The organism is Demequina maris (genome assembly GCF_000971155.1).
GTDB classification, from domain to species: Bacteria; Actinomycetota; Actinomycetes; order Actinomycetales; family Demequinaceae; genus Demequina; species Demequina maris.
This window is the reverse complement of sequence record NZ_BBLX01000003.1, coordinates 140741-158770: the sequence shown is the minus strand read 5'-3', so window position 1 is coordinate 158770 and position 18030 is coordinate 140741. Positions and strand designations below refer to the sequence as shown.

Annotated in this window: 18 protein-coding genes; 15 read left to right on the top strand and 3 right to left on the bottom strand. The window is 73.4% G+C overall.

Annotated features, from left to right (window positions below; genetic code table 11):
• Window positions 1-111: 111 nt before the first annotated feature.
• Window positions 112-1899 (top strand): sugar phosphate isomerase/epimerase and 4-hydroxyphenylpyruvate domain-containing protein, encoded by a 1788-nt coding sequence (locus AOM02_RS04710; RefSeq protein ID WP_062297175.1) that lies wholly within the window; start codon window positions 112-114, stop codon window positions 1897-1899.
• A 7-nt stretch (window positions 1900-1906) separates the two neighbouring features.
• On the opposite strand, the gene AOM02_RS04705 is transcribed toward AOM02_RS04710, so the two are convergent.
• Window positions 1907-3262: a CapA family protein gene (locus AOM02_RS04705; protein WP_082104879.1), complete on the bottom strand. Its 1356-nt coding sequence runs from the start codon at window positions 3260-3262 to the stop codon at window positions 1907-1909.
• Between the two features lie 85 nt (window positions 3263-3347).
• Between AOM02_RS04705 and pgsA the strand changes: the two genes are divergently transcribed.
• The 11 genes from pgsA to AOM02_RS04650 all read left to right on the top strand — a co-directional run bounded on the left by pgsA (window position 3348) and on the right by AOM02_RS04650 (window position 12265).
• Window positions 3348-3917 (top strand): CDP-diacylglycerol--glycerol-3-phosphate 3-phosphatidyltransferase, encoded by a 570-nt coding sequence (gene pgsA, locus AOM02_RS04700; protein WP_228373772.1) that lies wholly within the window; start codon window positions 3348-3350, stop codon window positions 3915-3917.
• Window positions 3904-4386, top strand: coding sequence for a CinA family protein (locus tag AOM02_RS04695; protein WP_062297174.1), 483 nt, complete (start codon window positions 3904-3906; stop codon window positions 4384-4386). Before pgsA ends, AOM02_RS04695 begins: the two co-directional genes overlap by 14 nt.
• Window positions 4387-4477: 91 nt before the next feature.
• A complete protein-coding gene (locus AOM02_RS04690; RefSeq protein ID WP_062297581.1) occupies window positions 4478-4789 on the top strand; it encodes a helix-turn-helix domain-containing protein in 312 nt (103 codons plus the stop codon).
• 4 nt (window positions 4790-4793) lie between these two features.
• The gene (locus tag AOM02_RS04685) at window positions 4794-5027 is read left to right on the top strand and encodes a DUF3046 domain-containing protein (RefSeq protein WP_062297173.1); all 234 of its coding nucleotides are present in this window, start codon (window positions 4794-4796) and stop codon (window positions 5025-5027) included.
• Between the two features lie 186 nt (window positions 5028-5213).
• Complete coding sequence (gene recA / locus AOM02_RS04680) at window positions 5214-6299, top strand: recombinase RecA (protein ID WP_062297172.1); 1086 nt, start codon at window positions 5214-5216, stop codon at window positions 6297-6299.
• A gap of 3 nt (window positions 6300-6302) precedes the next feature.
• Window positions 6303-6851 (top strand): regulatory protein RecX, encoded by a 549-nt coding sequence (locus tag AOM02_RS04675; RefSeq protein ID WP_062297170.1) that lies wholly within the window; start codon window positions 6303-6305, stop codon window positions 6849-6851.
• Between the two features lie 27 nt (window positions 6852-6878).
• Complete coding sequence (gene rny / locus AOM02_RS04670) at window positions 6879-8339, top strand: ribonuclease Y (protein ID WP_062297168.1); 1461 nt, start codon at window positions 6879-6881, stop codon at window positions 8337-8339.
• A gap of 3 nt (window positions 8340-8342) precedes the next feature.
• Window positions 8343-9848: a tRNA (N6-isopentenyl adenosine(37)-C2)-methylthiotransferase MiaB gene (miaB, locus tag AOM02_RS04665; RefSeq protein WP_062297166.1), complete on the top strand. Its 1506-nt coding sequence runs from the start codon at window positions 8343-8345 to the stop codon at window positions 9846-9848.
• On the top strand, window positions 9845-10795 hold the full coding sequence (miaA, locus tag AOM02_RS04660) for a tRNA (adenosine(37)-N6)-dimethylallyltransferase MiaA (protein ID WP_062297164.1): 951 nt from the start codon (window positions 9845-9847) through the stop codon (window positions 10793-10795). Before miaB ends, miaA begins: the two co-directional genes overlap by 4 nt.
• A 14-nt stretch (window positions 10796-10809) precedes the next feature.
• The gene (gene dapF, locus AOM02_RS04655; protein WP_062297162.1) at window positions 10810-11679 is read left to right on the top strand and encodes a diaminopimelate epimerase; all 870 of its coding nucleotides are present in this window, start codon (window positions 10810-10812) and stop codon (window positions 11677-11679) included.
• A gap of 1 nt (window position 11680) precedes the next feature.
• Window positions 11681-12265 carry a YdeI/OmpD-associated family protein gene (locus tag AOM02_RS04650; RefSeq protein ID WP_062297160.1) on the top strand — a complete coding sequence of 195 codons (585 nt, stop codon included), beginning with the start codon at window positions 11681-11683 and terminating at the stop codon, window positions 12263-12265.
• A 276-nt stretch (window positions 12266-12541) separates the two neighbouring features.
• Here the strand turns inward: AOM02_RS04650 and AOM02_RS04645 are convergent, their stop codons facing one another.
• Window positions 12542-13129 (bottom strand): class I SAM-dependent methyltransferase, encoded by a 588-nt coding sequence (locus AOM02_RS04645; RefSeq protein WP_062297158.1) that lies wholly within the window; start codon window positions 13127-13129, stop codon window positions 12542-12544.
• Between the two features lie 111 nt (window positions 13130-13240).
• Here AOM02_RS04645 and hflX point away from each other — a divergent pair, with 111 nt between their 5' ends.
• Both hflX and AOM02_RS04635 read left to right on the top strand, forming a co-directional pair.
• Window positions 13241-14743 (top strand): GTPase HflX, encoded by a 1503-nt coding sequence (gene hflX / locus AOM02_RS04640; RefSeq protein WP_062297156.1) that lies wholly within the window; start codon window positions 13241-13243, stop codon window positions 14741-14743.
• Window positions 14740-16656 (top strand): ATP-dependent DNA helicase, encoded by a 1917-nt coding sequence (locus AOM02_RS04635; RefSeq protein ID WP_062297155.1) that lies wholly within the window; start codon window positions 14740-14742, stop codon window positions 16654-16656. The genes hflX and AOM02_RS04635 overlap by 4 nt, the downstream gene beginning before the upstream one ends.
• Before the next feature lie 54 nt (window positions 16657-16710).
• Here AOM02_RS04635 and lexA read toward each other — a convergent pair whose 3' ends face one another.
• A complete protein-coding gene (lexA, locus tag AOM02_RS04630; RefSeq protein ID WP_062297152.1) occupies window positions 16711-17457 on the bottom strand; it encodes a transcriptional repressor LexA in 747 nt (248 codons plus the stop codon).
• Between the two features lie 177 nt (window positions 17458-17634).
• Here lexA and AOM02_RS04625 point away from each other — a divergent pair, with 177 nt between their 5' ends.
• The gene (locus tag AOM02_RS04625; RefSeq protein ID WP_062297150.1) at window positions 17635-17949 is read left to right on the top strand and encodes a LysM peptidoglycan-binding domain-containing protein; all 315 of its coding nucleotides are present in this window, start codon (window positions 17635-17637) and stop codon (window positions 17947-17949) included.
• Window positions 17950-18030: the final 81 nt, after the last annotated feature.

Here is an 18030-nt window from a genome sequence, read left to right as displayed (position 1 = left end):
GGGCGCCGCGGGGTCGGCGTCCCGATGTGAACGTACCGGTGATTACATTAGCCGCGCAAGGGCCGTGACACGATTGTCACCAATCTATGTACCGTCTGTTACATTGCGGACATGCGCACCTCGATCGCGACGGTCTGCCTCTCCGGGGGGCTGGTCGAGAAGCTGCACGCCTGCGCGGAGGCGGGCTTCGACGGCGTCGAGATCATGGACGCGGACCTCATCGCCGCGCACGAGTCCCCCGAGGAGATCCGTGCCCTGTGCGACAGGCTGGGGCTCCGCATCGAGATGTTCCAGCCCTTCCGGGACCTCGAGGGCGTCGACGACGTCACGTTCGCCGACAACCTGCGCCGCGCCGAGGCGAAGCTCGAGGTGATGGAGCGGCTCGGCACGGACCTGCTGCTGGTGTGCAGCAACGCGGGGACCGCGACGGTCGGCGACGACGCGGTCGCGGCCCGCCAGCTGGCGGCGCTCGCCGACCTCGCCGCGCCGCGAGGGATCCGCATCGCCTACGAGGCTCTCGCCTGGGGGCGGTACGTCTCCGACTACCGCCACGCATGGCGGCTCGTGCAGCTCGCCGATCGCCCGAACCTCGGCACCTGCCTCGACAGCTTCCACATCCTGTCGCGAGGCCACGACCCGGCGGGCATCGAGGAGATCGACGGCGACCGCATCTTCTTCCTGCAGCTCGCGGACGCGCCGGCCCTCCGGATGGACGTGCTCTCGTGGAGCCGCCACCACCGCCTCTTCCCGGGCGAGGGCGCCTTCGACCTCACCGGCTTCCTCGGGCACGTGCTGCGCGCCGGCTACGGCGGACCGCTCTCGCTCGAGGTGTTCAACGACACGTTCCGCCAGACGGACGTCGTGCGGACGGCCGCGCACGCCCGCCGCTCCCTCACGTGGCTCGCGGACCGCACCGCGGCGCGTGCGGGCTGGACGGCGGACCGGCTCGAGGAGCCGCAGCCCGCCCGCGGGGTGGACTTCGTCGAGATCGCCGGCGCCCGCCTCGACGAGGTCGATCGCGTGCTGGACCAGCTGGGCTTCACGTTCCGCGGACGCCACCGCAGCAAGCCCGTGCGCCTGTGGAGCGCGGGCGAGGCGCGGCTCATCCTCAACGAGCAGCGGCAGGAGGAGGCGCCGGCCCTGACCGCGATCGGGCTGACGGTCGACGATGCCGCCGCCGCGGCGTCGCGCGCCCGCGCGCTCGGCGCGCCGTCGGTGTTCCGCCGCACGTATTCAGGGGAGCAGGAGCTGCCCGCGGTCGCGGCGCCGGACGGCACCGAGGTCTACTGGAACGACCGTCCCGACGACCGCTCGTGGATCGGCGAGTTCGTCGGCGGCGAGGAGGTCGCCAGGCCGCTCGACGGCGTGGTCGACCACATCAACCTCGGCTACCGGTGGCAGGACTTCGACGAGGCCGTGCTCTTCGCGAGCTCCGTCCTGTCGCTCACGACCGAGTCGACCGAGGACGTCCCCGGGCCCGTCGGCCTGCTCCGCAGCCAGGTGATGCGCACGGCCGACGGCGTCGTCCGGGTGCCGATCAACCTCGCACCCGCGGCCGCGCCGGCCCCGGCGCGCCACGTCGCGATCCGCTGCGACGACGCGCTGGCCGCCGCGCGCCGCGCGCGCGCCGCGGGCCTGGAGTCGCTCGCGGTGCCGGACAACTACTACGACGACCTGCGTGCCCGTTTCGGGTCGTCGCTCGACCCGGCGCTGCTCGACGAGCTCCGCGAGCTCGGCCTCTTCTACGACCGCGATCCGAGCGGCGAGTTCCTCCACTTCTACTCGCCGATCGTCGGCGGTGTCTTCGTGGAGATCGTCGAGCGGCGCGGGGCCTACGACGGCTATGGCGCCGCGAGCGCGCCGGTGCGGCTCGCGGCACAACGCCCTCGCCCGGCCTGAGGCGTCGTCAGGCCCCGGTCCGCGGCACGACGACCACGTCGTCCGCGAGGGACCTCACCGGCTTCCGGCGCATCGGCGCCTCGTCGCCCACCGCGTCGCGCACCGCCGTGAGCCGGCTGGTCACCTCCGCGGCCGACAGGGTGCCCGCGCCGTCGCGGATGTCCGTGAGCACGTGCATCGCGTGGCGGTCGAGCCGGTCGACGGTGGTGGCGGTCCAGGCCGCGTCCACCGCGACCTCGCCGTCGGGATCCACCGTGAAGGCCGCGGACAGCAGCACGCCGTTCGAGGTCGCGGCCACGCAGCACTGCGTGCCCTGGTTCGACAGGAAGTTGCCGAGCCCGAACGCGGTCCACATGCCGTTGCCCGACGGTCCGCCGGGCAACAGCTCGATCGGCTGGGGCACGTGCGCGTGGTGGCCCACGTACAGGTCGACCTGGCCCGACTCGGCGATCTGCGTCGCGATGGACCGCTGCGCGTCGGTGGGCTCGGTGCGGTACTCGACGCAGCAGTGCACCGACGCGATCACCACGTCGGCGCCCTGCTTGCGCGCCTTCCTGGCGGCGTCGATGATCGGCCCCGCGTCCGCATCGTCCGCATCGAAGAGGCCCACCTGCCACGGCGACGCGACCGGCATGCCGTTGGTGCCGTACGCGAAGCTGATGTTCGCGACGGTGACCGTGCGGTCGCCGGACGTCACCTCGTACATCGCGGTGGTGGCCGCCTCCTTCTTGGTGCGCGCGGACCCGGAGTGCTGGAGGCCGGCGGCGTCGAACGCGTCGAGCGTCGCCTCGACGCCCGCGGTGCCGCGGTCGACGGTGTGGTTCGAGGCGGTAGAGCAGCCGTCCCAGCCGACCTTCGCCAGGTCCCGCACGAGCGCCTTCGGGGCCGAGAACAGCGGGTAGCCCGACGGCTCGACCCCGCCGGGGGAGACGGGCACCTCCATGTGGCACAGCGCGAGGTCGGCGCCCGCGATGTAGCGCTTCACGCCCTTCATGAGCGCGGTGTAGTCGTACCCGTCGGCGGTGCGCGCCGAGTCGTTCACGGGGGTGTGCGGCAGCACGTCGCCCGCGGCGACCAGGGTGAAGCGGACCGGCTCCGGCTCGGGGCTCGGCGTCGGCGTGGGGCTCGCGGTCGCGGGGGACGATGCGGCGGCGTCGGGCTCCTCGGCCGTCGCGGAGGCGGTGGCGACCGCCGCGACGGGGGACCCGTTCGCCAGCGGCTCGGCCGACGCCGGCCGGGTGACGTCGCGCGCGCTCAGCAGGCCGACCGCCGCGCCGGCGACCAGCGCCACGGCCGCCGCGGCGGCGAGGCGGGGGGCCGCGCCGCGCGTGCGGGCATGACCGGGGCTCGCGGGATGGGGCATGGCTCCAGTATCGCCGCCCCGGGGCGGGTGCCTTCGCACCCCGCCGCGGCGTCGGCGCGACCTCGGCCGCATTAAGGTGGTGCGCGTGACTTCCGCAGTTCCGAACGTGCTCACCGTCGCGCGCCTCATCATGGTGCCGGTGGTGCTCGTCCTGCTCGCGCTCGACGCGGGCGAGGAGGGCCCGCTGCGCTGGTGGGCGCTCGTGCTGTTCATGATCGCGGCGGCCACCGACTTCTTCGACGGCTATCTCGCGCGGCGCTGGGGCGTCGTCAGCCCGTTCGGCAAGCTCGCGGACCCGATCGCGGACAAGGCCCTCGTGCTCGGCGTGCTCGCGGTGCTCGTCGTGGTCGACGGCATCCCGTGGTGGCCGGTCGCGATCATCGCGGTCCGGGAGCTGTGGGTGACCGTGGGGCGCCTGCTCGTCGCGGCGGGCACGGTGATCCCGGCGTCCCCGGGCGGCAAGGCGAAGACCATGGCGCAGCTGCTCGCGATCTGGCTGTACCTCATCCCCGGGACCCCGGCATGGGTCGACTCGGTCGCGTGGTGGGTCCTGCTCGTCGCGACCGCGCTCGCGCTCGTGACGGGGGTCGACTACACCGTCAAGATCGTCCGGGCGGCGCGCGAGCAGCGCGCCGAGGGTCATGCCACGGCCTGACGAGGTCGTCGCGCGCCTGCGCGATCTCGGCGTCACGATCGCCACGGCCGAGTCGATCACCGGCGGCGCCGTGTGCTCCGCGCTCGTGTCGGTGCCGGGCGCCTCGACGGTCGTGCGCGGCGGCATCGTCGCCTACACCGCCGCCATGAAGGCGCGCCTGCTGGGAGTGGATCCCGACGTCATCACCGAGGCCGGGCTGGTGTCCGAGGACGTCGCCGAGGCGATGGCCCGCGGCGCGCGCGAGGCGACCGGCGCGACCCTCGCCGTGGCGACCACCGGCGTCGCCGGTCCGGAGCCTCACGACGGCGCGCGCCCGGGGTGCGTGTGGGTGGCGGTCGCGGGCCCGGCGGGGGAGGCCAGCAGCCGCCGTGACATCCCCGGCGATCGCGCCGCCGTGCGCGCCGGCACGGTGGACGCCGCCCTCGCCCTGGTCCTCGAGTCCCTTGCGGGGGATGTCACATTGCTGTAACCCCCTCGCGACCGGGGCGGAACAAGGGTGGGGTATGGTGCGTTGTGTCAGCATGGACAAGGGCCGCATGACGACGATGAGGGGAGGGCGCATGCCTGTGCTTCGCAACGAGATCGGCGAGGTCCTCCGCGACGCGCGCCTCACGCAGGGCAAGACCCTGCGCGACGTCTCCTCGGGAGCGCGCGTGTCCCTGGGCTACCTCTCCGAGGTCGAGCGCGGCCAGAAGGAGGCGTCCTCCGAGCTCCTCGCGTCGATCTGCGACGCGCTCGAGCTGCCCATGTCGACCATCCTGCGCGAGGTCTCCGACCGGTTCGCGCACGCCGAGTCCCTCACCGACGTGCCCGTCATGCCGTCGATCCCCGACACGGTGCCCGAGCTGCTCAGCTCGATGCGGTCCCGCTAGGGACGTGCGGCTCAGCGAGTTCTGGTCCCTGGCCGACGCGGTCTTCGGGCCCGCCTACTCCCGCACGCTCGCGGGCGAGCTGTCCCTGGACGCGCTCGACTCGCTCACGCCCGCCGCGGCGCTCGAGGCGGGCGTCGCGCCGAGGGACGTGTGGCACGCCTGGTGCGAGCAGATGGACGTGCCCGTCGACCGCCGCGACGGCGGCGACCGGGAGCGCATGGTCCCCCCTCCGCGGTGACCCGACACGCCCGGGCGGCGTGTCGTTTCCCTTCGAACAGTTGTTCGATATACCGTGATCCCCAGGACGCCGCGCGACGGCGGCGCCTCCCCAGGGAGGGCCGACGCCGTCGCGGTGTCGGAGGGTCGGCGTAGCGTCGTCCTCGACACACGGCAGACCAGCCACGGATGGATGTGAGGAAGCGACATGGCAGCAGCAGCGGACCGCAGCAAGGCCCTCGAGGCGGCGCTCGGACAGATCGACCGCCAGTTCGGCAAGGGCTCGGCCATGCGCCTCGGCGAGCAGCAGCGCGTCGCGGTCGAGGCCATCCCCACGAGCGCCCTCGCGCTCGACATCGCGCTCGGAATCGGCGGCCTGCCGCGCGGTCGCATCGTCGAGATCTACGGCCCCGAGTCCTCCGGTAAGACCACCGTCGCGCTGCACGCCGTCGCGAACATGCAGAAGGCCGGCGGCACCGCGGCGTTCATCGACGCGGAGCACGCGCTCGACCCCGAGTACGCGAAGAAGCTCGGCGTCGACACCGACAACCTCATCGTCTCGCAGCCCGACACCGGCGAGCAGGCGCTCGAGATCGCGGACATCCTCGTCCGCTCGGGCGGCATCGACATCCTCGTCATCGACTCGGTCGCGGCCCTCGTGCCCAAGGCCGAGATCGAGGGCGAGATGGGCGACAGCCACGTCGGCCTCCAGGCCCGCCTCATGTCGCAGGCGCTGCGCAAGATCACGGGTGCGCTCAACACCACGGGCACCACCGCGATCTTCATCAACCAGCTCCGCGAGAAGATCGGCGTGTTCTTCGGCAGCCCCGAGACCACCACGGGTGGAAAGGCGCTCAAGTTCTACGCGTCGGTCCGTCTCGACGTGCGCCGCATCGAGACCCTCAAGGAGGGCACGGAGCCGGTCGGCAACCGCACCCGCGTCAAGGTCGTGAAGAACAAGATGGCCCCGCCGTTCAAGCAGGCCGAGTTCGACATCCTCTACGGCCAGGGCATCTCGCGCGAGGGCGGCATCATCGACCTCGGCGTCGAGCACGGCTTCGTCAAGAAGTCGGGCGCCTGGTACACGTACGAGGGCGACCAGCTGGGCCAGGGCAAGGAGAACGCCCGCAAGTTCCTCAAGGACAACCCGCAGCTCGCGGACGAGATCGAGCGCAAGGTCAAGACCAAGCTCGGCGTCGGCGTCCCGGTGGGCGAGGAGAGCCAGGAGGCGCCCGCGCCCGAGGAGGCCGCCGCCTCGGCCCGCGGCAAGAAGGACCGTGGCGCCGACTTCTAGGCCATGACCGAGCAGTCCGACAGCCCGCGCGGGCGGCGTCGCAGCCGACGCACTCCCGCGCGGGACGAGGCGCCCATCACGGACCCGGAGAAGGCGCGCGAGATCGCGCTCGGGATCCTCACGCGCGCCTCCCGCTCCACCACGCAGCTGCGCGACGGTCTCGTCGCGCGACGCGTCGAGCCCGGGCTCGCCGAGGAGATCGTCGCGCGCTACGTCGAGGTCGGACTGGTGGACGATGCGGGGCTCGCCGCGACGATCGTCCGCACGCGTCACGCGGAGCGCGGGCAGTCGCGCCGCGCGATCCGTGTGGAGCTCGCGCGCAAGGGCTTCGACGAGGGCGCGATCGGCTCCGCCCTCGACCAGATCGACGAGGACGACGAGCGCGAGCGCGCCGCCGCGCTCGCCCGCCGGCGCTGGGACCAGCTCGCCGCGCATCCCCCCGAGGTACGCACGCGCCGGGTGGTCGCCATGCTCGGCCGCAAGGGATATCCGAGTTCTCTCGCTTTCGCCCTCGTGAAACACTTGCGGGATGCCGATAGCGAGGATGACTAGTCTCGCGCGACAGGGAAGGAGCGGCCGGTGGGGCAGACCCTGACGATCCTGGTGCTCCTCGGCGCCAGCCTCGTCGCGCTGCTGCTCGTCGTCTTCGCGCGGCGCGAGGCGCGCGCCGAGCGCGACGCCGGCCGCCGCGAGGTCGAGCTGCTGCGCGAGGACGCGCAGGCGAGGCTCGCGGACGCCAAGCGGCGTGAGGACCTCGCGCACGAGCGCGAGAAGGAGGTCGCCAGCGACCACCGGCACGCGCAGCAGTACGCGCGCCTGCTCGAGGAGCGCGCCGCGGTCGTCGTCCGCGACGAGAAGCGCCTCGCCGCCGAGCGCGCGCGCATCTCCCAGGACCGCGCGAAGGCCCTCGCCGAGGTCGCGCAGACCACCCCCGAGGAGGCCCGCGCCGAGCTCATCGCGGAGCTGGTCGACTCGGCCCGGCACGACGCCGAGGTCAAGCTCCGTCGCCTCGAGCGACGGACCGAGGCGACCGCGGACAAGCGCGCCCGCGAGATCCTCGTGGAGGCGATGCAGCGGCAGGCGGCGGCGTCCTCCGCCGAGCACGCGACCACCTGGATCGAGCTGCCGAGCGACGAGATGAAGGGCCGCATCATCGGCCGCGAGGGCCGCAACATTCGCGCCTTCGAGGCGCTCACCGGCGTGACGGTGCTCGTCGAGGAGGGCGTCAACGCCGTTCAGTTGTCGAGCTTCGACCCCGAGCGCCGCGAGATCGCCGAGGTCACGCTGAACGCGCTCGTCGAGGACGGCCGCATCCAGCCGCAGCGCGTCGAGGCGGCGTACGCACGCGCGGTCGCGGGCGCCTTCCAGCGTCACCGCGCGGCGGGGCTCGACGCGCTCACCGAGGCGGGGGTCTCGGGCGTCCCCTCGGAGATCGTCGACGTGCTCGGCAAGCTGCGGCTGCGCACCTCGTACGGCCAGAACGTGCTCGCGCACCTGGTCGAGACCTCGCAGATGGCCGCTGACATCGCCGCCGCGATCGGCGCCGACGTCGAGCTGGCCCGTCGCGGCGCTCTCTTCCACGACCTCGGCAAGGCCTTCACCCACGACCAGGCGGGCACGCACGCCGCGCTCGGCGCCAGGTTCCTCGCCGAGCACGGCGAGGAGCCGCTCGTCGTGAACGCCGTCGCCGCGCACCACGACGAGGTGCCCCAGGAGTCGCTCGAGGCTGTCATCGTGCAGGTCGCGGACGCCCTCTCGGCGGCCCGGCCCGGCGCACGCCGCGAGGACCTCGACTCCTACATCAACCGCATGGAGAACCTCGAGAAGCTCGTGCTCGAGCACCACGGCGTCACGCGGGTGCTGGCGATGGCCGCGGGCCGCGAGGTGCGCGTCATCGTCGAGCCGGAGGAGATCGACGACGAGGGGACCCAGGCGCTGGCGCGTACAATTGCCGAGCACATCAGCAAGGACTTCACCTTCCCCGGAGAGATCAAGGTGACGGTGATCCGCGAACTACGGGCGGACGCCGTCGCAGGTTAGAGCATGACCCAGACTTCCCCCGCACCCACGTACCTCGTCAGGACGCTCGGGTGCCAGATGAACGTGCACGACTCCGAGCACATGGCCGGCCTCCTCGAGGGAGCCGGCTACGCGGCCGCCCCCGCCGATGCGGACGTGGCGGACATCGTCGTCATCAACACGTGCGCGGTCCGCGAGAACGCGGCGACCCGCCTCTACGGCAACCTCGGCCAGCTCGCGTCCGTGAAGGCCCAGCGGCCCGGCATGCAGATCGCCGTCGGCGGCTGCCTCGCCCAGAAGGACCGTGGCGAGATCGTCAACCGCGCCCCCTGGGTCGACGTCGTCTTCGGCACGCACAACATCGACGTGCTCCCGGTGCTGCTCGAGCGCGCCCGCCACAACGCCGAGGCGCAGGTCGAGATCGAGGAGTCCCTCAAGGTCTTCCCGTCGACGCTGCCGTCGCGCCGCGACGCGATCGCGTCCGGCTGGGTGTCCATCTCCGTGGGCTGCAACAACACCTGCACGTTCTGCATCGTGCCGTCGCTGCGCGGCAAGGAGCGCGACCGTCGCCCGGGCGAGATCCTCGCCGAGGTGGAGGCGCTCGTGTCGCAGGGCGCCGTCGAGGTGACCCTCCTCGGCCAGAACGTCAACTCGTACGGCGTCGAGTTCGGCGACCGCGGCGCGTTCGCCAAGCTGCTGCGGGCCTGCGGCGAGATCGAGGGCCTCGAGCGGGTGCGCTTCACCTCGCCGCACCCGGCCGCCTTCACCGACGACGTCATCGAGGCGATGGCCGCGACGCCGAACGTCATGCCCAGCCTCCACATGCCGCTGCAGTCCGGCTCCGACCGGGTGCTGCGGGCGATGCGCCGCTCGTACCGCTCGGAGCGCTTCCTCGGCATCATCGACCGCGTGCGCGCCGCGATGCCCGACGCCGCGATCACCACCGACATCATCGTGGGCTTCCCCGGCGAGACCGAGGAGGACTTCCAGGAGACGCTCCGCGTGGTCGAGGCCTCGCGCTTCACCTCCGCGTTCACGTTCCAGTACTCGCCGCGCCCCGGCACCCCCGCCTACGAGCTCGAGCCGCTGCCCAAGGCCGTCGTGCAGGAGCGCTTCGAGCGGCTGATCGCGCTCCAGGAGCGCATCACGCTCGAGGACTCGCACGCGCTCGTCGGCCGGGACCTCGAGCTGCTCGTGCTCGACTCGGGCGGCCGCAAGGACGGCGAGTCGGCGCGCATGAGCGGCCGCGAGCCCGGCAACCGGCTCGTCCACTTCGCGGTGCCCGAGGGCGCCGAGGTGCCGCGCCCCGGCGACATGGTGCGCGTGCGCGTCACGCACGGCGCCCCGCACCACCTCATCGCCGACTCGGGCCTCGACTGCGGTCCCTATGAGGTCCGCCGTACCCGCGCGGGCGACGCGTGGGACGCGGCGCAGGGCGGCGAGCACGACCATGGCGGCTCGTGCGGCACCGGCGACGGCGCGCCCGCGGGTCCCGTCGGCCTCGGCATACCGACGCTGCGCCGCGCGTGAGCGGGGACGATGCGCCGGTGATCGTCGCGGTCGTCGGCGCCACCGCGACGGGCAAGTCCGCGATCAGCCTCGACCTCGCCGAGGCGCTGGACGGGGAGATCGTCAACGCTGACTCGATGCAGTTCTACCGCGGCATGGACATCGGCACCGCCAAGCTCCCCGTCGCGGAGCGCCGCGGGATCCCTCACCACCAGCTCGACATGCTCGACGTCCACGAGGACGCCTCGGTCGCGCGCTTCCAGGAGGAGGCGCGCGCGGACATCGCCGCGATCCACGCCCGCGGGCGCCGCGCGATCGTCGTGGGCGGCTCGGGCCTGTACCTGAGGGCGCTGCTCGACCGCTTCGAGTTCCCCGGCACCGACCCGGAGCTGCGCGCCGCCCTCGAGGCCCGCGCCGACCGCGAGGGGCCCGGCGCGCTCCACCGCGAGCTCGCGGCCCTCGACCCCACGGCCGCGGCGAAGATCCCCGCCCAGAACGTCAAGCGACTGGTGCGTGCGCTCGAGATCATCGCGCTGACCGGAGCGACCCAGAGCTCGCTGCCGCGCCACGAGTACCACGCGCCCGCGCTCACCATCGCGCTCGACCTCCCGTACGAGCTGCTCGATCCGCGCATCGACGCCCGCGTCGACGCGATGTGGGAGCAGGGACTCGTCGACGAGGTGCGCGCGCTCGAGGCGCGGGGCCTGCGCGAGGGTGTGACGGCGCGCCGCGCCGTCGGCTACGCCGAGACGCTGCGGCATCTCGACGGCGAGCTCGACGCCGCCGAGACCCGGGCGCTCATCGCGCAGCACACGCGTCGCCTGGCCCGCAAGCAGGCCCAGTGGTTCCGCCCCGACCCGCGGGTGCGCTGGATCGACGCGCCCCGCGACCACGGCGACATCGCGCGCGCGGCCGAGGACGCATCGTCCCTGGTGAGGCAGGCCGACCGGGACCGCGCCGCGCGCTGACTACGCTGGTGGGCATGACGCTCGCCTTCACCAAGGGACACGGCACCGAGAACGACTTCGTGCTGCTGTTCGACCCCCGCGGGGACCTCGACCTCAGCCCCTCGCGGGTGCGCTTCCTGTGCGACCGGCGCGCCGGGATCGGCGGCGACGGCGTCATCCGCGCGGTCCGGGCGGGCGCGCTGGACGCGGGCGCAGGGCTCGAGCCGGCGACGTGGTTCATGGACTACTGGAACTCCGACGGCACCACGTCCGAGATGTGCGGTAACGGCGCGCGCGTGTTCGGGGCGTTCCTCGAGGCCGAGGCGGGGGAGGACCTCGCGGCGGGCCTCGAGTTCGGGACGCGCGGCGGGCCGCGCACCGTCACATCGCTCGGGGGCGGCCGCTACGCGATCGGCATGGGCCGCTACGTCGTCGGCGACGCGACCGAGGGCTTCGACTCGGAGGTCGCGGCGCGCGGCCTCGACCCCGTGCGGCCCGCGCTGTCGGTCGACATGGGCAACCCCCACCACGTGGTCGCGCTGCCCGACGTCGACGAGCTCCGCGGCCTCGACCTCACCGAGGCGCCTCAGGTGCACCCGGTCCCGCCGCACGGGACGAACGTCGAGTTCGCGGTCGCGCTCGGCCACGCCGAGGTCGACGGCGAGGCGCACGGCCGCGTCCGCATGCGCGTCCACGAGCGCGGCTCGGGGGAGACGCGGTCGTGCGGCACCGGCGCGTGCGCGGTCGCACTCGCGATGCGCACGTGGGCCGGCGCCGGCGCGCCCGACGTGTGGGACATCGAGGTGCCCGGCGGCGAGGTCACCGTGCGGATCGTGGGGGACACGACCGTGCTCGAGGGGCCCGCGGTGCTCGTCGCGACCGGCGAGGTCGACGCGCCCGCCTGACATGCATCCGATCGAGCCCGGCGAGGACGGCGCCCGGAGGATCCACCCCGAGGACGCCGACGAGTGGCGTGCCTGGCTCGCGGCCCACCACACCGACACCACGGGCGTGTGGGTCGCGACGTGGCGCAAGGCGTCGGGGAACGTGGGTCTCACATACGACGAGCTGGTGCGCCAGGCGCTGTGCTTCGGCTGGATCGACGCGGTCACGCGGAAGCTCGACGACGACAGGACGCTGCAGTACTGCGCGCCACGCAAGCGCGGGTCCGGGTGGGCGCGCACCAACAAGGCGCGCCTTGAGGAGCTCGAGGAGGCGGGGCTCGTCATGCCGGCGGGCGCGGCCGTGATCGCCGCCGCGAAGGCCGACGGCTCCTGGACGCTGCTCGACGACGTCGAGGACCTCATCGTCCCCGCGGACCTCGCCGCTGCGCTCGCCGCCCGTCCCGGCGCGCGCGAGCACTTCGACGGCTTCCCGCCGTCGGCGCGCAAGCAGATGCTCGCGCACGTCGCGCTCGCCAAGCGGCCCGCGACCCGCGACGCCCGCATCGCCGCCATCGCGGACGCCGCGGCGCGCGGCGAGCGGCTCTGACGGCTCCCCCCGCGGACCCCGCCATACCGCTGAGGGTGCGTTTCCGGCCCTCGTCGGTCCTTCCCGTACCGCTGAGCGTGCGGTGGCGGGATGAGCGAGTCGTGGCACCCGGACCCGCGTTGCCCGAAACGGTCGCAGCTCAGCATCACGGCCGGCCGGGAGACCGACACGAATCGGCACCACAAGGCCCTCGCGCCGCCACCAAGCGACACGATCCCCGGCCTTAGGCAGGACGCAGGTGTGGAGGCGCCGGGCGGCGGCACCCAGGAGGCGTCGCTACGCCGAGATGCGCAGGACGCGGAAGCCCTTGGAGCTGCCGACCTTCTCGACCGTGCCCCAGCCCTGCTCGGCGATCCATCGCGCGAGGGAGTCGGCGCCCAGGTTCTTCTGGACCACGAGGTAGGCCTCGCCGCCGGGCGCGAGGCGCGGCAGCCACGTGGTGAGGAGCGCGTGCAGCGCCTCCTTGCCGATCCGGATGGGCGGGTTCGACCAGATGGTGTCGAAGGTGGCCCCTGCGGGCACGTCGTCGGGCAGCGCGGCCGCGACCGCGACACCGAGCCGCGCCGCGTTGCGCCGCAGCAGGTCCAGCGCGCGCTCGTTGACGTCGACGGCCGTGACGGAGTCGGCGCCGCGCAGCGCCGCCTCCAGAGCGATCGGCCCCCAGCCGCAGCCGACGTCGAGGACGCGGCCCCGGGGGTCCGGCACCTGGCGCAGCAGCACCTGCGTGCCGAGGTCGACGTGGCCGGGGGAGAAGATGCCGGGCGCCGTCTCGACCTCGACGTCGCGTCCCGCGAGCGTGACGCGGATGGTGCGGCGCTCGTCCGCGGAGGCGGGGCGCGCGGTGAAGTAGTGGTCCTCGGTCACGCCCCCGAGCGTATCGCCAGCGTGGGCCGCCCGGCCGCGCCGCGCATCGTCCCTCCGGCGACCTGGGGAGGCGAGAGGGGAGGTCGGACGGGGGTGAGACAATGGAGGGGTATGAGCGACACAGCAGCAGACGACCAGGACATGCCCGCGACCAGCCGCGCCGACGCGGTGATCGACCGGGTGCTCTCGCGCGCCGGCACGGCCGTGGCCGAGGGCGGCACCGCCGCGACCGACTACGACGGCGACCAGTACGACCGCGAGGAGCGCGCCGCGCTGCGTCGCGTCCAGAACCTCTCGACCGAGCTCGAGGACATCACCGAGGTCGAGTACCGCCAGCTGCGCCTCGAGAAGGTGGTGCTGGTGGGCCAGTGGTCGCACGGCAGCGCCGAGGACGCCGAGATCTCGCTGCGCGAGCTCGCCGCCCTCGCCGAGACCGCGGGCTCCGAGGTGCTCGACGGCGTGCTGCAGCGCCGCCCTCACCCGGACCCGGCGATGTACATCGGCAAGGGCAAGGCGCGCGAGGTGTGCGACATCGTTGCGGCCGTCGGCGCGGACACCGTCATCGTCAACGACGACCTCGCCCCCAGCCAGCGCCGCGCGCTCGAGGACGTCGTCAAGGTCAAGGTCATCGACCGCACCGCGCTGATCCTCGACATCTTCGCGCAGCACGCCAAGTCCAAGGAGGGCAAGGCGCAGGTCGAGCTCGCGCAGCTCGAGTACCTGCTGCCGCGCCTGCGCGGCTGGGGCGAGTCGATGTCCCGCCAGGCCGGCGGCCAGGTCGGCGGCGCCGGCGCGGGCATGGGCTCGCGCGGTCCCGGTGAGACCAAGATCGAGCTCGACCGCCGCCGCATCCACACCCGCATGGCGCAGCTGCGGCGCGACATCAAGGCCATGGAGCCGGCACGCCAGGTCCGCCGCGAGAAGCGCCTCGGGCTGCCCAACGTCGCGATCGTGGGCTACACGAACGCCGGCAAGTCGTCGCTGCTCAACCGCGTGACGGGCGCCGGCGTGCTTGTCGAGAACGCGCTGTTCGCGACCCTCGACCCGACCGTGCGCCGGTCGCAGACCCCCGACGGGCGCGAGTTCACGGTGTCCGACACCGTCGGCTTCGTGCGCGACCTGCCCCACCAGCTCGTCGCGGCGTTCGCGTCGACGCTCGAGGAGGTCTCGTACGCGGACCTCATGCTGCACGTCGTGGACGCGTCGCACCCGGACCCCGAGAGCCAGATCCGCGCCGTGCGCGACGTGCTGTCCGACGTGCCGGGCGCGGACCAGGTCAAGGAGATCCTGGTCCTCAACAAGGCCGACATCGCCGACCCCGAGACCCTGATGCGCCTGCGCGGCCGCCGCGAGATCACCATCGAGGTCTCGGCGCTCACGGGCGAGGGCATCGACGAGCTCATGGAGCTCATCGGCCGCGAGCTGCCGCGCCCCGAGGTCACGGTCGACGTGGTGGTGCCCTACACCCGCGGCGACCTCGTGAGCGAGGTGCACCGCCACGGCGAGGTGCTCGCGCAGTCGCACGTGCCGGAGGGCACACACCTGACCGCGCTCGTCGACGCCGGCCTCGCCGCGCGTCTCGAGGAGGCCGGCGTCCCCTCGGCCTCCGTGTGAGCGGGCACGACGCCGACGCGCTGCTCGAGAGCGCCGTCGGTGCCCTCGGCGGCGAGCCGCGCGAGGGCCAGCTGCTCATGGCGCGCGCCGTCGCCGACGCGCTGAACGACGACGAGCACGCGCTCGTCCAGGCAGGCACGGGCACGGGCAAGTCGCTCGGCTACCTCGTGCCCGCGGTCGCGCACGCGGTCCGCACCGGCAGCCGCGTCGTGGTGTCCACCGCGACGCTCGCGCTGCAGCGTCAGATCTTCACCAAGGACCTCCCGCTCGTCGCGGAGGCGCTCGAGCCGGAGCTCGGCCAGCGCGCCCGCATCGCGCTCCTCAAGGGCCGCGGGAACTACCTGTGCCTGCACAAGATGGCCGGCGGCTACCCCGACGAGGGCGACGACGACATGCTCCCCATCGGCCCCACCAGCGAGCTCGGGCGCGAGGTGGTGCGCCTCAACGAGTGGGCGGACGAGACCGACACCGGGGACCGCGACGACCTCGTGCCGGGCGTGAGCGGACGCGCGTGGGCGCAGGTCTCTGTGACCGGACGGGAGTGCCTCGAGTCGAAGTGCCCCGTGCTCGCCGAGTGCTTCTCCCAGCGGGCCCGCGAGTCCGCCGCGAAGGCGCACGTGGTCGTCACCAACCACGCGGTGCTGGGCGTCCAGGCCACCGGGCACGACATGCTCGGCGACCACAGCGTCCTCATCGTCGACGAGGCGCACGAGCTCGTCTCCCGCATCACGTCCTCCGCGACCCACGAGCTCACCGTGATCGCCGTCGACCGCGCCGCGCGCGACGCCCGCCGCTGCGGCATCGTCTCCGAGGACCTCGACCGCGCCGCCCGCCACCTCGACGGCGCGCTCGGCGACTGCACGCCCGGGCGGCTGCGCCTCGGCCTTCCCGAGCCCCTCGCCACGGCTGTCGAGGAGGTCAGGGCCGCCGCCCGCGCGCTCGTGTCGGAGCTCACCAAGCGTTCCGAGGAGCTCGGCGCCGGCGGCAAGGTGGCCGGCGCATCGCTCGGCACCATCGTCGACGTCTGCGAGGAGCTCCAGGGCGAGCACGGCCGCTACGTCATCTGGCTCGCGCCGCGCGACGGGGACTACGACGCGCCCATCCCCGAGCGCATCGTCGCGGCCCCGCTCGATGTCGCGGGCCTGATCCGCGAGAAGCTGCTGGACGAGAAGGCGTCCGTGATGACGTCCGCGACGCTGGCGCTCGGCGGCGACTTCGGTGCCATCTCGCGCCACCTCGGCGTGGACCACGCCACCACCCTCGACGCGGGCAGCCCGTTCGACTACCCCAAGCAGGGCATCCTCTACGTCGCCAAGCACCTCCCGAAGCCCGGCATGGGCGGCATCTCGGAGGAGGCGCTCGACGAGCTCGCCGCCCTCATCGAGGCGGCCGGCGGCCGCACCCTCGGCCTGTTCTCGTCGCACAAGGCCGCGCAGATGGCCACGGAGGCGATGCGGGAGCGGCTCGACGTGCCGGTCCTCTACCAGCTCGACGACCAGCTGCCCACGCTGGTGTCGCGGTTCAAGGAGGACGAGTCGGCCTGCCTGTTCGGGTCGACGTCGCTGTGGCAGGGCATCGACGTGCCCGGGCGCACCGCGAGCCTCGTGGTGATCGACCGCATCCCGTTCCCGCGCCCCGACGAGCCCGTGGCGCAGGCGCGCACCGAGGCCGTCGCGGCCGGCGGCGGCAACGGCTTCATGGCGGTCTCGGCGACGCACGCGGCGCTGCTGCTCGCGCAGGGCGCCGGCCGGCTCATCCGCGCGAGCTCCGACCGCGGGGTCGTCGCCGTGCTCGACCCGCGGCTCGCGACCGCGCGCTACGGCGGGTTCCTCACCCGCTCGATGCCGGACCTGTGGCCGACCACCGACCGCGACGTGGCGCTGGGCGCGCTGCGGAGGCTCGCCGCGTCCTAGCCGCCTTGCGCGCGACCGGACGATGCGGGCGTCGCCCGCCCGCGCATCGTCCGGTCAGACGCGGCGCAGGACCGAGACGACCTTGCCCATCACGCGCGCATGCGTGCCGTCGATCGGGGTGTAGGCGGGGTTGTGCGGCATCAGCCACACCTGGCCGTCCTTGCGGCGGAACGTCTTGACGGTCGCCTCGTCGTCGAGCAGGGCCGCGACGATGTCGCCGTTCTCGGCGCTGTTCTGACGGCGCACCACCACCCAGTCGCCGTCGCAGATCGCCGCGTCGATCATCGAGTCGCCGGAGACCTGCAGCATGAACAGCTCGCCGTCGCCCGTGAGCTGGCGGGGGAGCGCGAAGGTGTCCTCGACCTCCTGCTCGGCCAGGATCGGGCCACCGGCCGCGATGCGGCCCACGAGCGGGACCATGTGGACGGAGTCGTCGTAGGCGGACGATGCGGCGGGCGCCGGGGGAGCGGCGGGCGCCTCGGTCGTCGGCTCGGCGGCGGCCTGCTCGCCCGGCAGGACCACCTCGATCGCGCGGGGCCGGTGCGGGTCGCGCCGCAGCACGCCCTTGGCCTCGAGCGCCGTGAGCTGGTGCTTGACGGAGGAGGGCGACGTGAGGCCGACGGCGTCGCCGATCTCGCGCATCGACGGCGGGTAGCCGCGCTCCAGGACCGTCGCGCGGATGAAGTCGACGACCGCGCGCTGGCGCGCCGTGAGCCCGGTGGCGGGATCGCGCAGCTCGTGCACGGTCGCGCCGGCGCTCGTCGCGTCCCGGCTGTCGTCGCGTCCCGTGCCCTGCGTCATCCCTGGCCTCCCGTCGGGTGGATGTCAGACCCCGGTGGTCCTCTTGTCTCACGACGCTAGGGCAATCCCTGGTGGAAATCAAACATATGTTCGAGCGTGTCTTGTCAGTGTCGGAGCACGGTGCTACAACTAGAACACACGTTCGATAGAACACCTGTTCGAATCGAGGAGGCAGAGATGAGCATCTACGCACCGCAGACCGCCGAGGCCCAGGCCCGGCGCACCCGCACGGGCCGCATCCTGGCCGTGCTGCTGCTGCTCGTCGCGGCGGCCGTGGTGGGCCCGCAGGCGTTCGCGTCGGACGGCCCGGCCGAGCCCGTCGCGGTCGACGTCTACACCGTGGGCACGGGCGAGACGTTGTGGGACATCGCGGCCGCGCTCACGTCGGCGGGCGACGACGTCCGCGACACGATGGTCGACATCCAGCACCTCAACGCGATGCCCGACACCGCGCTGATGGCGGGGGAGCAGATCTACCTGCCGGTCGAGTGAGGATCGTGGCGTCCCGGCCGGGACGCCACGCGCCGCGGGCGGGCGTGTTGGGTCGGCGCGTCGCTTCGTGGCAAAGTGATC